At 45.2% G+C, this 15,206-nt stretch carries 14 protein-coding genes, 1 riboswitch and 1 other annotated feature; of the genes, 11 read left to right on the forward strand and 3 right to left on the reverse strand.

Features of this window, described 5'->3' with window-relative positions:
- Positions 1-6: 6 nt before the first annotated feature.
- Entirely contained in the window at positions 7-1,143 is a 1,137-nt protein-coding gene (gene mnmA / locus DA100_RS00230) for a tRNA 2-thiouridine(34) synthase MnmA (protein WP_138970303.1), read from the reverse strand.
- A 195-nt stretch (positions 1,144-1,338) separates the two neighbouring features.
- Here mnmA and DA100_RS00235 point away from each other — a divergent pair, with 195 nt between their 5' ends.
- Positions 1,339-1,608, forward strand: coding sequence for a hypothetical protein (locus DA100_RS00235; RefSeq protein WP_138970304.1), 270 nt, complete (start codon positions 1,339-1,341; stop codon positions 1,606-1,608).
- A 260-nt stretch (positions 1,609-1,868) separates the two neighbouring features.
- Positions 1,869-3,173: an inosine/guanosine kinase gene (locus DA100_RS00240; protein ID WP_138970305.1), complete on the forward strand. Its 1,305-nt coding sequence runs from the start codon at positions 1,869-1,871 to the stop codon at positions 3,171-3,173.
- Between the two features lie 101 nt (positions 3,174-3,274).
- On the opposite strand, the gene DA100_RS00245 is transcribed toward DA100_RS00240, so the two are convergent.
- Entirely contained in the window at positions 3,275-3,682 is a 408-nt protein-coding gene (locus DA100_RS00245) for an H-NS family nucleoid-associated regulatory protein (protein ID WP_138970306.1), read from the reverse strand.
- 545 nt (positions 3,683-4,227) lie between these two features.
- A riboswitch (Lysine riboswitch) is annotated at positions 4,228-4,409 on the forward strand.
- A gap of 113 nt (positions 4,410-4,522) precedes the next feature.
- On the opposite strand from DA100_RS00245, the gene DA100_RS00250 reads away from it, so the two are divergent.
- The 9 genes from DA100_RS00250 (at position 4,523) to hisIE (ending at position 13,645) form a co-directional block, all read left to right on the forward strand.
- Entirely contained in the window at positions 4,523-6,124 is a 1,602-nt protein-coding gene (locus DA100_RS00250) for a Na+/H+ antiporter NhaC family protein (protein ID WP_138970307.1), read from the forward strand.
- Between the two features lie 176 nt (positions 6,125-6,300).
- Positions 6,301-6,437 (forward strand) — a sequence feature (His leader region).
- Between the two features lie 53 nt (positions 6,438-6,490).
- The gene (hisG, locus tag DA100_RS00255) at positions 6,491-7,387 is read left to right on the forward strand and encodes an ATP phosphoribosyltransferase (RefSeq protein WP_138970308.1); all 897 of its coding nucleotides are present in this window, start codon (positions 6,491-6,493) and stop codon (positions 7,385-7,387) included.
- Between the two features lie 5 nt (positions 7,388-7,392).
- On the forward strand, positions 7,393-8,685 hold the full coding sequence (hisD, locus tag DA100_RS00260) for a histidinol dehydrogenase (protein WP_138970309.1): 1,293 nt from the start codon (positions 7,393-7,395) through the stop codon (positions 8,683-8,685).
- 10 nt (positions 8,686-8,695) lie between these two features.
- A complete protein-coding gene (gene hisC / locus DA100_RS00265; RefSeq protein ID WP_138970310.1) occupies positions 8,696-9,736 on the forward strand; it encodes a histidinol-phosphate transaminase in 1,041 nt (346 codons plus the stop codon).
- 58 nt (positions 9,737-9,794) lie between these two features.
- Entirely contained in the window at positions 9,795-10,868 is a 1,074-nt protein-coding gene (hisB, locus tag DA100_RS00270) for a bifunctional histidinol-phosphatase/imidazoleglycerol-phosphate dehydratase HisB (RefSeq protein ID WP_138970311.1), read from the forward strand.
- Between the two features lie 10 nt (positions 10,869-10,878).
- Positions 10,879-11,493 carry an imidazole glycerol phosphate synthase subunit HisH gene (gene hisH, locus DA100_RS00275; RefSeq protein ID WP_138970312.1) on the forward strand — a complete coding sequence of 205 codons (615 nt, stop codon included), beginning with the start codon at positions 10,879-10,881 and terminating at the stop codon, positions 11,491-11,493.
- A 27-nt stretch (positions 11,494-11,520) separates the two neighbouring features.
- The gene (gene hisA / locus DA100_RS00280; protein WP_138970313.1) at positions 11,521-12,258 is read left to right on the forward strand and encodes a 1-(5-phosphoribosyl)-5-[(5-phosphoribosylamino)methylideneamino]imidazole-4-carboxamide isomerase; all 738 of its coding nucleotides are present in this window, start codon (positions 11,521-11,523) and stop codon (positions 12,256-12,258) included.
- Entirely contained in the window at positions 12,240-13,013 is a 774-nt protein-coding gene (hisF, locus tag DA100_RS00285) for an imidazole glycerol phosphate synthase subunit HisF (RefSeq protein WP_138970314.1), read from the forward strand. Before hisA ends, hisF begins: the two co-directional genes overlap by 19 nt.
- Positions 13,010-13,645, forward strand: a complete 636-nt coding sequence (gene hisIE / locus DA100_RS00290) for a bifunctional phosphoribosyl-AMP cyclohydrolase/phosphoribosyl-ATP diphosphatase HisIE (protein ID WP_138970315.1) — start codon at positions 13,010-13,012, stop codon at positions 13,643-13,645. Before hisF ends, hisIE begins: the two co-directional genes overlap by 4 nt.
- 169 nt (positions 13,646-13,814) lie before the next feature.
- Here the strand turns inward: hisIE and DA100_RS00295 are convergent, their stop codons facing one another.
- Entirely contained in the window at positions 13,815-15,020 is a 1,206-nt protein-coding gene (locus DA100_RS00295; protein WP_138970316.1) for a putative manganese transporter, read from the reverse strand.
- Positions 15,021-15,206: the final 186 nt, after the last annotated feature.

Raw genomic sequence — 15,206 nt, forward strand, 5'->3', positions numbered from 1 at the left:
GATAAATTAAATTCGCTCTTCGATGATGCCGCCACCTAAGCAGACTTCACCTTGATAGAAAACAGCAGATTGTCCCGGTGTCACCGCAATTTGCGGCTCGTCGAAGATGACTTTGATGTTCTCATCATCAATAGGGATGATAGTACATGGGATATCTGTTTGACGGTAGCGAGTTTTCACAGTGCATTGTAACGGTTCTTTAATCGCTTCACGATCAACCCAGTGCAATTGGGAAGCGATAAGTCCTTGAGACTTCAACATTGGGTGATCTTTACCCTGCACCGCGATAAGAACGTTGCGTTTGAGATCTTTTTCACCAACGAACCATGGGTCTTCATTACCGCCGCCGCCTTTCTGACCACCAATGTGCAGACCTTTACGCTGGCCAAGAGTGTGATACATCAGGCCATTGTGCTTGCCAATCACTTTACCTTCAGGTGTTTCTATATCGCCTGGTTGAGCAGGTAAGTAACGACCTAGGAAATCGGTAAACTTACGTTCACCAATAAAGCAGATACCTGTGGAATCTTTTTTCTTCGCGGTGATCAGATCTTGTTCTTCTGCAATACGGCGAACTTCAGGCTTTTCTAACTCACCAACAGGGAATAGGCTTCGTGCCACTTGGTCGCTGCTTAGAGTATAGAGGAAGTAACTTTGATCTTTGTTGCTGTCTAGGCCGCGCAGCATTTTAGGTTTTTCACCTGCTGCAAGCTCTTCAGCCGTCGGGAACGTACGGCGAACGTAATGACCCATAGCGATGTAATCAGCATCAAGAACCTCATCAGCAAATTCGAGGAATGCTTTGAATTTGATCTCTTTATTACACAAGATATCTGGGTTTGGCGTGCGGCCTGCTTTGTATTCAGCAAGGAAATACTCAAACACGTTGTCCCAGTATTCCGCTGCAAAGTTGATGGTGTGTAGGTGGATGCCTAGTTTGTCGCACACTGCTTGCGCGTCTGCAAGGTCTTCAGCTGCTGTACAGTACTCTTCATTGTCATCCTCTTCCCAGTTTTTCATGAATAGGCCTTCAACTTGATAGCCCTGTTGCTTGAGAAGATAAGCAGAAACGGATGAATCCACACCGCCGGACATGCCAACGATGACTTTCTTTTGACTGTTATCAGTACAGTTGTCAGACATTACTAAACACCACTTAAATAAACTGGAGGCAGATTTTATCAGAAAGCATAGCAAGGGGACAGATCCGAGATCGAACTCACACTTCGATTTTGGTCAATTTCCCCTCAATCACTGACAGAAACCTGAGAATAATTGAGTATAGAGAATCTATATATGGCATAGTTGCAGAAATTCAAGTTACACAGAGCAACTGAAATGAGCGACCAGAACCAAATCATCGAAGAGCAACAATTGATTGAGGTGATTGAAAATCAGCTAGAGGATGGAAACCCAATTAAAGTCAAAGAGACTTTGATTCGTTTGATGATGACAGGCACCTCCCGTGAAGACGCCATTGCCATGATGGCTTGTGCCGTGGCTATTGAGATTTATGATGTCATGAAAAACGACGGTGAGTTCAACCTAAAGCGTTACTCTGAAAATCTAGCAAGTTTACCGGATCTAAGCTTTATGGAAGGCGAGTAATCCGTCATATCACATTTGATCAGGTCTCAGTGAAATTGAATGTGAGATCTGACATTCTGTTTGGGAACGGAGAGCGAATGTGCTCGAAGTAGCAACAATCAGCTACTTTGTTGATGAAAATCCCTTCTTATTTAATACGTACTAAATCGCCTCAGATTTAATTACGATTGCAAACGTTTGCTATAATTCCTCTAGTTGCCGCGCTAAAAAGGGCGAGGTAGAATCCGGCATCCTTTCATCCCTTATTCAGAATCATCAATATGAAATTTCCTGGTCAACGCAAATCGAAGCATTACTTTCCTGTTCACGCTCGCGATCCGCTTGTGACTCAATCACAAGAAAGCAAAAAAATGTCGCGTACGCACATTATTGGTATCGATCAAACCTTGGTAGATATTGAAGCGAAAGTAAACAGCGAGTTGATTGATAAATATAAGCTGAGTAAGGGACACTCACTGGTTATTGATGATGAGACAGCTGAAGCGTTATATAACGAGTTGAAAGAAAGCCAACTTATCACCAATGAATACGCTGGTGGTACCATCGGTAATACGCTTCATAATTACTCAGTATTAGCGGATGATCGTTCGACACTTCTGGGTGTAATGAGCCAAGATATTAAAATTGGTAGTTATGGCTACCGCTACCTATGTAATACCTCTAGCCGAATGGATCTCAATTATCTGCAAGGTGTTGATGGTGCAATTGGCCGCTGTTTTGCTCTTATTACCGAAGATGGTGAACGCACATTTGCAATCAGTGAAGGGCAAATGAACCAGCTTCACCCTGACAATATTCCTGAGAAAATATTCAAGAACGCATCGGCTTTAGTACTAACGGCTTACTTGGTTCGTTGTAAAGAGGGCGATCCGATGCCTGAAGCGACGATGAGAGCGATTGAATACGCTAAGAAATATGAAGTGCCGGTCGTACTGACACTTGGAACTAAGTTTGTGATTCAAGACGATCCTCAATTATGGCAGGATTTCTTACGTGATCACGTTAGTGTCGTTGCAATGAATGAAGATGAAGCAGAAGCGTTAACGGGTGAGTCTGATCCTCTAGCGGCGTCAGATAAAACTCTAGAATGGGTTGATTTAGTATTATGTACTGCGGGTCCGGTTGGTCTATTTATGGCTGGTTACACTGAGGATTCAGCTAAACGTGAAACATCTTTGCCTCTTCTTCCTGGTAGTATTGCAGAATTCAACCGTTATGAATTTAGCCGACCAGCTTCAAAAGACTTGTGTGAGAATCCAATTAGAGTTTACTCTCATATTTCGCCATATATGGGTGGTCCGGAAAAAATCAAAAATACCAACGGAGCGGGGGATGCAGCACTATCGGCGTTATTGCATGATATGGCGGCAAATAAGTACCACAAAGAAAACGTGCCTAACTCAAGTAAACATGCGTACTCATATTTGACTTACTCCTCTTTCTCGCAAGTTTGTAAGTATTCTAACCGAGCGAGTTATGAAGTTTTAGTTCAGCATTCACCACGTTTGTCTCGTGGTTTACCTGAGCGTGAAGATAGCTTGGAAGAAGCGTATTGGGAACGTTAATCAACGAATAAATAACAAACCTCACTCGAGTGAGGTTTGTTAGCGATAAAAAAGCGCCCAATGGGCGCTTTTTTTAATTGCTTGTAACAAACGTTGACTGATTAGATTAGGAAATCGTCTAGAGATTTACCAGCGTCTAATAGCTCTTGAATTGCAGAAGGCGTACGACCTTGACCTGTCCATGTTTTCTCTTGGCCAGTGCTGTCAGTGTACTTATATTTTGCAGGACGAGGAGCGCGCTTAGATTTCGCTTTGCCTTTATTTTCACCGGCAAGTGCAGAAATTAATGCTTCAACGTCGATACCGTCGCTTGCAATTTGCTCTGCAATTGCGGCTAGCTTCGCTTCTTGTTCAGCAGCTTGAGCACGTTCAGCTTCTTCTGTTTCTTTACGTTCACTAACAACAGTCGTTAATTTATCTAGCGCTTCTTCAAGTTGCTCTAGTGTTAGTTCACGTGCGAAAGCACGTAGGCTACGGATGTTTAATAGTGTTTTAGTTAGTTCCGACATTAATTCGTCTCTTCGTATATAAGTTGTCGATGAATCATAAACTTCAAATTTAAATAATACAATCTTCTGCAATAAAAAATATAAAAAACAGCGGATGTTTCGCTGTTGCTGTCTCAATGAATTAAAAAGCGAAGAGCGAAATAGAGTCGTAAATCTGATTAATTAAATTACGACAGAGTTACTGTTATTATAGTTTCATATCAATATGGGAAGAGCTATATATCAATCCTATTAATTGTAGGATTGTTACTGTTTTAACCTTTAGACATATATACACGTTGTTAATGTGGGTATGTTAACCAGAGTCAATAAAGACCATATAGGGTCAGCTTGTTTTCCCTGCGTATCTATTATTACCGGCTAAATAGTAGTGATTATTCATCCGTCATGGAATCTTAGTCAGTCGCTTCGAATGGGACAAATTAACAATAAAATCGAATAATATGTTGAATCGACTCTCAGGTTAAGTACAATGGCTGCAACCTAATGCGATTGTCGGGTTAAATTATTGTTAAATTGACTTTTCGGTAGTTTAATATTTTACACATCGCGGTAGAGGCGCGGAATAAATCAGTAATGTTTGTTGGGGTGATGCCAATGAACAAACAGGAAAGGTTATTTCGCCGAAGTGAGTATTCATATCAACGATGCTTGCTGGGGTTGCACCCGAAAGGGGTAACACTGCCATAGTCTATAATTTGTAAAACTATGGAGCGCTACTGTAGGGCAGGGTTAAGCATTCGCTTGCTCGTCGCTAATTTCACTTAATTGTTAGGAAATGATTTCCTTCAATTAGTCTGCAGTAGATCTCTAACCATTTATTACTGGTTTTTGAAGATCATGAATTTAATTGATTTTGCATCATCTCCTATTTCTCTCTTGCCACCATTAGTGGCTTTGAGTCTTGCTATCGTAACGCGCCGTGTTTTGGTATCACTCGGTGTCGGTATCTTACTTGGCGCTATCTTACTAAATGACTATTCTGCATCAAATACGCTGGGTTACGTTGGTTCAACGGTATCTAGTGTTTTTGTTGAAGATGGCGGCTTAAACGTTTGGAATATGAGCATTGTTGGTTTCCTTATCCTGTTGGGTATGATGACTGCATTGCTGACGCTTTCCGGCGGAACTCGTGCTTTTGCTGAATGGGCACAAACACGTGTTAAGAGTAAACGTGGCTCAAAATTACTGGCTGCTTTTTTAGGCGTTTTCATTTTTGTTGATGATTACTTTAACAGCTTGGCGGTAGGTGCCATCTCTCGTCCTGTGACGGATCGTTTTTACGTATCACGTGCGAAACTGGCATATATCCTCGATTCAACCGCAGCACCTATGTGTGTGATCATGCCAGCTTCGAGCTGGGGTGCCTACATCATGACGATCATCGGTGGCATTCTTGTTTCTCATGGCATCACTGAATACTCTGCGCTTGGTGCGTATGTACGTCTGATTCCAATGAACTTCTACGCGATTTTTGCACTGCTAATGGTGTTTGCGGTAGCTTGGTTTGGCTTAGACATTGGTAAAATGCGTGAGCATGAGATTGCAGCATCGCGTGGACATGGGTTTAGCGCAGAACAAGCTGAAGATAGCCAAGAAGCGCATGAGTTGAATGAAGAGCTGGATATTCGTGAGAGCGAAGGCGGTAAAGTATTAGATTTGATTCTGCCAATTGTATTCCTGATCATCGCAACTGTTGCTTCTATGCTTTACACAGGTGGCCAAGCGTTGGCTGCTGATGGTGTCGAATTTAATCTGCTGGGTGCGTTTGAGAATACCGATGTCGGTACCTCTCTTATCTACGGTGGTTTAGTCGGGCTTGCGTTTGCACTATTCACCGTGGTTAAGCAGGGCATTGCGATGGGCGAAATCTCACGTACGCTTTGGATTGGTGCGAAATCAATGTTTGGTGCAATCCTTATTCTAGTGTTTGCGTGGACGATTGGCTCTGTTATTGGTGATATGAACACGGGTAAGTACCTTTCGACTCTGGCACAAGGCAATATCAACCCACATTGGTTACCAGTGATCTTGTTCCTGCTATCTGGCCTAATGGCATTCTCGACAGGTACCTCATGGGGTACGTTCGGTATCATGCTTCCAATTGCGGGTGATATGGCTGGTGCAACGGATCTGGCGCTGATGCTGCCAATGCTAAGTGCAGTACTTGCTGGTTCGGTATTCGGTGACCACTGTTCTCCAATCTCTGATACCACAATTCTGTCGTCTACAGGTGCGCGTTGTAACCATATCGATCACGTATCCACTCAGCTACCTTATGCACTGGCGGTGGCGGCGGTCTCGTGTATTGGCTTTGTTACCTTAGGCATGACTGCTTCAATTGGACTTTCATTTGCGGTTTCTTCGATCGCTTTCGTCGCGATTTGTGTGCTTCTTTCGGTATTGTCTAAATCGAAAATGGCAAATTGCCACAACGCATAACCACATCATTTGAACGAAAAATATAAAGGGAGCTTCGGCTCCCTTTATATTTGTATATGACAAAATGAAAAAAGTTTGAATAAATGGTTGAAAAATGTTGATAGCTTAGTTAGTGTGGATAACAACAAAGCGAAACAGAAGAGCTTATTAAGTATGCGTAATTTAGTCATGAATATTCATCATCACCATCACCCAGTCTAGTCTTTCGGGAGATGCACGCATACCCGGGAGACAGGAAACTCCCGGAGGCTAATATCGCAAACTACAGGATTTAGAACCCTCGGGAGACCAACTCTTCCGAGGGTTTTTCAGTTTTACAGTCTTGAAAAGTTTATCGATTTCAAATATTTGCACAGGGAAAATGTCATGCAAACACAACGCCTAAGAATCGCAATCCAAAAAAAAGGTCGCCTAAGTAAAGAGTGTCAGACTCTACTAAAAACGTGCGGCGTTAAATTCAATATCATGGGTGAGCGTCTTGTGGTTCACTCACTAAATATGCCGATTGACCTGTTGCTTGTTCGTGACGATGACATTCCTGGCCTTATTATGGACGGTGTGGTTGATCTTGGTTTTATCGGTGAAAACGAACTGGAAGAAGTGCGTCTTGACCGTAAAGCGCTGGGTGAACCATGTGACTTCGTCCAACTACGTCGCTTAGACTTTGGTGGTTGCCGCCTATCTATTGCTATCGACAAAGATGCTCAGTACAACGGTCCACAAGATTTAGCGGGCAAACGTATCGCGACCACATACCCACAATTGCTTAAAGCCTACATGGACGAGCAGGGCGTACCTTTTTCAACGTGTATGCTGACTGGCTCTGTTGAGGTAGCGCCACGAGCGGGTTTGGCTGACGCGATTGCCGACTTGGTATCGACAGGCGCGACGTTGGAAGCCAATGGTCTCAAAGAAGCAGAAATTATTTTCAAATCTAAAGCGACGCTTATCCAACGTGTTGGTGAGTTTGATGCTGAAAAGCAGGCGCTTATTGAAAAGCTGCTCACTCGTATGCAGGGTGTTCAACAGGCAAAAGAGTCTAAGTACATCATGCTGCACGCGCCGACAGACAAACTCGATAAAATCAAAGCGCTACTTCCAGGTGCGGAAGATCCAACAGTTCTACCACTATCAAGCGAGATAAACAAAGTTGCCGTTCACCTTGTGAGTACAGAGAACTTGTTCTGGGAAACAATGGAACAGCTAAAAGAGCTGGGTGCGAGCTCAATCCTTGTCCTTCCAATCGAAAAAATGATGGGGTAACAACCATGAGAACAGTTGTCTGGCAATCGCTAAGTGAATCTCAGCAGGACTCGATTTTAGAGCGTCCAGCGATTACTGAAGGTGCAAATATTACTGCCGCCGTCTCTGATGTGATTGCAAAGGTTCGCACAGGTGGTGATGCAGCCTTGGTCGAACTGACCGAAAAATTTGATGGCGTTAAGCCCCAGTCTATTCGTGTGTCTGAGCAAGAAATTGAAGCAGCGTGTGATCGGCTAACGGATGCGATGAAGCAAGCTCTGAATCAAGCTTATTCTAATATTGCCAAGTTCCACAAAGCGCAAAAGCCGCAACTAATTAAAGTTGAAACTCAACCTGGTGTATTGTGTGAACAAGTCACTCGTCCAATCCAGAAGGTCGGCTTATACATCCCAGGTGGAAGTGCGCCACTCCCTTCTACGGTATTAATGCTTGGCGTTCCGTCAAAGATCGCAGGTTGTCGAAAAGTGGTGTTATGTTCACCGCCGCCAATTGCGGATGAGATCCTCTATGTCGCAAGACTGTGTGGTATTGATGAGGTGTATAAAGTTGGTGGTGGCCAAGCGATCGCTGCGATGGCTTACGGCACCGAATCTGTGTCTAAAGTAGACAAGATTTTTGGCCCTGGTAATGCTTACGTGACGGAAGCGAAGCGTCAGGTGAGCAACGACTTCCGTGGCGCTGCGATTGATATGCCTGCTGGACCATCAGAAGTACTTGTCATTGCAGATGACACGGCTGAGCCAGATTTTATCGCCGCCGATCTGCTCAGTCAGGCTGAACACGGTCCAGACTCTCAGGTGGTTCTTGTGACACCATCACCTATTATCGCCGATCAAGTCATCGATGCTGTACAACGTCAGTTGAAACAGTTGTCACGTGCCGAGATTGCAGAAAAAGCCTTGGCTTCAAGCTTGGTTATTATCGCGGACTCGATTACTCAGGCGGTATCGATTTCAAACTACTACGGCCCAGAGCACTTAATAGTACAAACCAAACAGCCGAGAGAATTACTGCCATTACTTGACAATGCAGGCTCTATTTTCTTGGGTAATTGGTCACCAGAATCGGCGGGCGATTATGCCTCTGGTACTAACCACGTATTACCGACTTACGGTTACACACGTACTTATTCTAGTCTCGGCTTGGCGGACTTTTCTAAGCGCATGACAGTGCAAGAGCTGTCTGCTGAAGGATTAATCAATCTTGCTCCAACCGTCGTGACTATGGCCGAAGCCGAAGGGCTAGATGCTCACAAAAGAGCGGTGACAATTCGCGTAGAAAAATTGGCAAAGGCGTAAGGTAGAGACAATGGAAAAGCTAGCACGTAAACAGATTCAACAACTCACTCCTTATCTCTCTGCGCGTCGCATTGGCGGGACAGGGGATGTATGGCTGAATGCCAATGAGTCACCGTTTAATAATGAATACAAAACGGATTTCGCTCGCCTAAACCGGTACAGCGAATGCCAGCCAAAAGAACTGATCGAAGCTTATGCCGCATACGCAGGTGTGAAACCAGAGCAAACACTCACGTCGCGTGGTGCCGATGAAGGTATCGAATTGCTCGTTAGAGCGTTTTGTGAACCGGGCGAGGATGCGATCCTCTATTGCCCTCCAACCTATGGCATGTATTCAATCAGTGCTGAAACTATCGGTGTTGAGCGCAAAACAGTCCCACTGACACAGGATTGGCAGCTTGATTTACAAGGTATCGAACAAAACCTTGAAAACGTTAAGCTGGTGTTTGTATGTAGCCCGAATAACCCGACTGGCAACCTAGTCAAGCGTGAAGATATCATCACTTTACTTGAAATGACGAAAGATAAAGCCATCGTGGTTATGGATGAAGCCTATATTGATTTTTGTCCAGAGGCATCCACCGTCGGACTGCTAGAGCAATACCCGAACTTGGCGGTTTTACGCACTTTGTCTAAAGCGTTTGCTTTAGCTGGGCTTCGCTGTGGTTTTACACTCGCTAACGAAGAACTAATTAATGTGTTACTCAAGGTCATCGCGCCTTATCCCGTGCCAATTCCTGTCGCGGAAATCGCCACTCAGGCTCTGTCCGAAGCTGGCCTAGCACGCGCTAAGTTTCAGGTATTGGACCTCAATGCCAATCGCGCCTACTTACAGGTTGGTTTGTCGATGATTCATGGTCTAGAAATATTCGAAGGTTGGGGTAATTACTTATTAGTGAAATTCCCTGATGGTGATGCGCTATTTAAAGCCGCTTGGGACCGAGGCATTATTTTACGTAATTCGCCAATTGATAATTGTGTCCGAATCAGCATTGGTAGCCGTGATGAGTGTGAAAAAACACTCGGATTTATCAGAAATTATTATAACTAAAGCATCATTGGCAGCGGCTGATTGCGGCTGCCAACCATTTTGAAATAAGGAAGTTCCCGTGAGTAAACAGCAAAAAATCCTTTTTATTGATCGTGATGGCACCTTAATTGTTGAGCCGCCGGTTGATTTCCAAGTGGATCGTTTAGACAAATTGAAGCTTGAACCATTTGTTATTCCTAGTCTACTGTCGCTACAAGAAGCAGGCTATCGCTTAGTCATGGTGACTAACCAAGACGGGCTAGGGACGGACAGCTATCCGCAACAAGATTTCGATGCACCGCACAATATGATGATGGACATTTTCGAGTCGCAAGGCGTCAAGTTTGATGACGTTCTTATCTGCCCTCACTTCGAAGAAGACAACTGTTCATGTCGTAAGCCTAAGCTAGGCATGGTTAAAGAGTATTTGCAGGGCGGTAAGGTTGATTTCCAGAACTCCGTTGTTATTGGCGATCGTCACACAGACCTGCAATTGGCTGAAAACATGGCGATTCGCGGTATTCAATACAACCCGGAAACGATGGGCTGGAAGCAGATCCTCAAGGACTTGACGGTAAAAGCTCGTGTCGCAGAAGTGGTTCGTACGACGAAGGAAACAGATATCAAGGTCAAAGTAAATCTGGATGAGCAAGGTGGAAACCAGATCTCTACTGGATTAGGTTTCTTCGACCATATGCTGGATCAAATCGCTACACACGGCGGTTTCCAAATGAACTGTCAGGTTGAAGGCGATCTGCATATTGATGATCACCACACCATTGAAGATACCGCTTTAGCTTTAGGACAAGCGCTGAAAGATGCTCTGGGTGATAAACGTGGTATTGGCCGTTTTGGGTTTAGTTTACCAATGGACGAATGTTTAGCTCAATGTGCTCTGGACCTATCGGGTCGTCCATATCTTAAATTTGATGCCCAGTTTAGCCGTGAACAGGTTGGTGACTTATCGACAGAGATGGTCGTTCACTTCTTCCGTTCATTGACTGACACATTAGCTTGTACTTTGCACCTTTCATCAGCCGGTGACAACGACCACCACATCATTGAGAGTCTGTTTAAAGCCTTTGGTCGCACGCTTCGTCAAGCGATTAAGGTAGAAGGCACAGAGTTACCAAGCAGCAAAGGCGTATTGTAAGGATAGAGTTATGACAGATCAGAAAATTGTCATTATTGATACCGGTTGTGCCAATGTCTCTTCAGTGAAATTTGCCATTGAACGTCTCGGCTACCAAGTGAGCATATCGAAAGATCCTCAAGTCGTTTTGGCCGCAGATAAGCTGTTTCTGCCAGGTGTAGGCACGGCGAGCGAAGCAATGAAAAACCTTGAGGAGCGCAACCTAATTGAGCTGGTTAAACAGGTAGAAAGGCCTCTGCTCGGAATTTGCTTAGGGATGCAGCTTTTAGGTAAGTTTTCGCAAGAAAAAGGCCAAAAAGCAGACGAAATCGTTGAGTGTCTTGGCCTTTGTCAAGGTGAAGTCCGACTGATGGACACTGGTGATCTGCCACTGCCTCATATGGGCTGGAATACGGTGAAAGCCAAACCCGATCACCCTCTATTTAGAGGTATCGAAGAGGGGGAATACTTTTACTTCGTCCATAGTTTTGCCATGCCTGTTGGTGAATACACCATCGCACAATGCGATTACGGTAATCCGTTTACCGCTGCGGTTCAAAGTGGCAATTACTATGGTGTGCAGTTCCACCCAGAACGCTCATCTAAAGCCGGTTCGAAGCTTATTCAGAACTTTTTAGAGCTGTAATTTAAAGAATCAAAGGGAAATAGTTTAGTGATTATTCCAGCATTAGATTTAATTGAAGGCCAGGTAGTTCGCTTATATCAAGGGGATTACGGCCAAGTAACAGAATACAAAGTCGATCCGGCCGAACAGTTCAACCTCTATCACAAGGCTGGGGCGGATTGGCTTCACCTTGTTGACTTGACTGGTGCGAAAGATACAACAGCACGCCAACTGGATTTGATTGCCAAATTACTGGCTAGTACGCCAGCTAGCATTCAGATTGGCGGTGGCGTGCGCAGTGAGCAGGATGTGGTTGATCTGCTAGAAGCGGGCGCACAACGCGTTGTAGTCGGTTCAACCGCGGTTAAGCAGCCTGAACTGGTAAAGGGTTGGATGGAAAAGTACGGTGCGGAGAAAATTGTTCTAGCACTCGACATCAATATTGACGAACAAGGTGTCCGTAAGGTCGCGATTTCTGGCTGGCAAGAAGACTCAGGTGTAACGATTGAAGCGCTTATCGATGACTATCTAACCGTTGGGCTAAAACACGTTCTTTGTACCGATATCTCGCGTGATGGTACGTTAGAAGGTTCAAATGTAGAACTCTACGTTGATCTGTGTAAGCAGTACCCTCAAGTTCAGTTCCAGTCATCCGGTGGTATTGGTTCTCTGGCAGATATCGAAGCTCTGAAAGGCAGCGGTGTGGCAGGCGTGATTGTTGGTCGAGCACTGCTTGATGGTAAGTTTCCTGCAAAGGAGGCATTTGCATGTTGGCAAAGCGAATAATTCCGTGTCTTGATGTGCGTGATGGGCAAGTAGTCAAGGGCGTGCAGTTTCGTAATCACGAAATCATCGGCGACATTGTACCGCTTGCTCAGCGTTATGCTGAAGAGGGTGCCGACGAACTTGTTTTTTATGACATTACTGCCTCGAGCGATGGTCGTGTCGTAGACAAGAGTTGGGTTAAACGAGTGGCTGAAGTGATTGATATTCCTTTCTGTGTCGCTGGTGGCATTAAGTCCGCCGAAGATGCCGCTCGCATATTAGAGTTTGGCGCAGATAAGGTCTCGATCAACTCACCGGCGTTAGCGAATCCACAGCTAATTACCGATCTCGCGGATAAGTTTGGCGTACAATGCATTGTCGTTGGTATCGACTCTTACTTTGACCAAGCGTCAGGCAAGTATCAGGTTTATCAGTTTACGGGTGATGAGGCGCGTACGAAAGCGACTCAATGGGAAACACGTGATTGGGTACAAGAAGTACAACAGCGTGGTGCTGGTGAAATCGTATTGAATATGATGAACCAAGATGGTGTTCGCAACGGGTACGATTTGGAACAACTCAATATGGTACGTGCAGTTTGCAAAGTACCACTGATTGCCTCCGGCGGCGCAGGTGCAATGGAGCACTTTGCTGAGGCATACCAAAAAACGAATGTAGATGGTGCGCTGGCGGCTTCGGTATTCCACAAGCAGGTCATCAACATTGGTGAGCTAAAACAGTATCTGAAACAACAAGGTGTAGAGGTGCGTTTATGAGTTTTACCGCAGCGGAAGTGAATACACTGGCAGAGAGAATTGATTGGGATAAGGTGGGTGGATTAGTTCCAGCAATAGTCCAGGACTTTCAGTCTAGCCAAGTCCTTATGATGGGCTACATGAATCAAGATGCGTTGGCTAAAACCGGGGAAACGGGACAGGTGACGTTTTTTTCTCGAACTAAAGAGCGTCTATGGACCAAAGGCGAAACGTCCGGAAATGTTCTGCAACTGAAGAATATTGCCCTTGACTGTGACAACGATACGTTACTGGTTAAAGTCGATCCTATAGGTCCAACTTGTCACACGGGAACCACAACGTGTTGGGATGCCGATCAGCAAGAAGAGACTCAAATGGTGTGGCTTCATCAACTTGAGCAGCTACTGGCTGCCCGCAAGGACGCCGACCCTGAGTCTTCTTATACTGCACACTTATATTCCCGTGGTACCAAGCGTATTTCGCAAAAAGTGGGCGAAGAAGGCGTTGAAGTCGCGCTTGCGGCGACGTCGGGCGATAAGGCGGAGTTAATCTGTGAGTCTGCAGATCTTATTTATCACTTGATGGTTCTGCTTCAAGATCAGGGCTTGTCGATGAATGACGTCATCAACAAATTAAAGGAACGTCATAAGTAGTTTCGGCGACATAGACGTACCGAAAAAAGTCAAACAAAAAGCCGCAGTCTGAACAAGCGGCTTTTTTTGTCATCGAGGATATATTCGCCATTCATCGATAACGTAATAGGTGCGCCCTCTAGTGGGGCGCTATTTGGGTCTTATGACCTAGCCTTAGACACTGATAGTGCTAAATTTCGAATAGAAAATAATAGCCGTAACCGACGAGAAATGCCGGAATCGCTGAATAAACGGTCGCCACTAGTGCTGCCTTAGGAGCGAGTGCGATAGCAGGAAAGAGCGCATCTCCATCGTTAGATATCGCATTGGCTAGTTGAGCGGACAGTGGCGCCACGCCAGCAATATAGAGACTGGTTAGCAGAATTTGCGGCCCACATCCTGGCAGTAGCCCAACAGCAAGACCGATTAGGGGCATCCAAGCGCCTAAACCAGCGAAGCTCGTCGATATATCGACTTGTCCGAAGAAGCTAAACAGTTCAAACGCCATAAACGCAATGATCACCCAAGCCGTGACAAAGTTGGTATCTTGTGCCGCCTTCTGGATAGGATGCGATGAGACCTGCTTTGCATCTTCTGCCACGGTAGATTCGTAGTCTTTTATCTCTTTAGTGAGAGACCAGAGCAGAGTGCTACTGATGATCAATATCGTTCCTATCCACTCAATAGTCATGGTTGGCAAACTGAGTATTTGATTGATGTCGAGTTGAAAAGATCCCATAAAGGCGATGGCGGTTGCTGGAACCAATAGCCACTTCCAAAACACACCTTGTAAATTGATGGCATGCAGTTCAACACGTTTGGTCGCGATGCGACACACATCTACGCTAGGGGTGATTCGTTGAGTGTCGGGTCGTAAAAAGTCGTCGGCATGGATCTCGTTCACCATCCAGCCAGAAACACAGCCCACGATTACACCAAGGCCGATAATCGCAAAACCGATATCCGGTTTACTGGCGAGGAGAAGAAACGCCGCATCCCCCATTGTCGAGGTAAGTACCGCAACGATTGCGCCAAATCCAACCCGCCCACTGACAAACTGCGTGGTGACGATAATCGCACCACCACAACCTGGCAACGCGCCAAGTAGTGCGGCAAACAAGACCTGATGATTTCGTGAGCTTTGATAAAGGTTAACAATGCGATTGTTTTGACTGAAAAAGCCCGATAGATAGTGATAAATCGCGAGGGTAACGGCAACGTAGCTCGATACAGCCCAGAAGGCGTCTGATAGGGTGTTGACAGTAACCAGCCTAGTGGTTGGATTAGCCACAAGCACAATTAAAGCAACGGGCAGCAGCAAGCGTTTGTAAGCTGGAGCGAACTGCGCCAGTGTTAGCCAGTTCGGCAAGGTTTGTAAAAGGCGTGAGTGACTCATAGATATCGAACCTTAATGCGAATTATTATCAATAATATGCTGATGAGAATTATTTTCAATAATGATTTTTAACTTTCCTTGATGATTGGGGTTAGCAAGATGATGCGTATTTGAGACCAAAGGGGGGGCGACGCATCAATCACGAAAGAGTGTGATAAGTGCTAAACTTAATTGTCGAGCGGTGTG

Origin of the sequence: Vibrio sp. Hep-1b-8, from assembly GCF_006124995.1 — a bacterium.
Taxonomy (GTDB): Bacteria; Pseudomonadota; Gammaproteobacteria; order Enterobacterales; family Vibrionaceae; genus Vibrio.

Excerpts from the sequence above, each read along its gene's own strand:
- hisIE (WP_138970315.1), top strand. The coding sequence starts at position 13,010 with ATGAGTTTTACCGCAGCGGAAGTGAATACACTGGCAGAGAGAATTGAT.
- hisC (WP_138970310.1), top strand. The coding sequence starts at position 8,696 with ATGGAAAAGCTAGCACGTAAACAGATTCAACAACTCACTCCTTATCTC.
- DA100_RS00295 (WP_138970316.1), bottom strand. The coding sequence starts at position 15,020 with ATGAGTCACTCACGCCTTTTACAAACCTTGCCGAACTGGCTAACACTG.
- DA100_RS00235 (WP_138970304.1), top strand. The coding sequence starts at position 1,339 with ATGAGCGACCAGAACCAAATCATCGAAGAGCAACAATTGATTGAGGTG.
- hisD (WP_138970309.1), top strand. The coding sequence starts at position 7,393 with ATGAGAACAGTTGTCTGGCAATCGCTAAGTGAATCTCAGCAGGACTCG.
- hisF (WP_138970314.1), top strand. The coding sequence starts at position 12,240 with ATGTTGGCAAAGCGAATAATTCCGTGTCTTGATGTGCGTGATGGGCAA.
- DA100_RS00240 (WP_138970305.1), top strand. The coding sequence starts at position 1,869 with ATGAAATTTCCTGGTCAACGCAAATCGAAGCATTACTTTCCTGTTCAC.
- DA100_RS00250 (WP_138970307.1), top strand. The coding sequence starts at position 4,523 with ATGAATTTAATTGATTTTGCATCATCTCCTATTTCTCTCTTGCCACCA.
- hisG (WP_138970308.1), top strand. The coding sequence starts at position 6,491 with ATGCAAACACAACGCCTAAGAATCGCAATCCAAAAAAAAGGTCGCCTA.
- DA100_RS00245 (WP_138970306.1), bottom strand. The coding sequence starts at position 3,682 with ATGTCGGAACTAACTAAAACACTATTAAACATCCGTAGCCTACGTGCT.
- mnmA (WP_138970303.1), bottom strand. The coding sequence starts at position 1,143 with ATGTCTGACAACTGTACTGATAACAGTCAAAAGAAAGTCATCGTTGGC.
- hisH (WP_138970312.1), top strand. The coding sequence starts at position 10,879 with ATGACAGATCAGAAAATTGTCATTATTGATACCGGTTGTGCCAATGTC.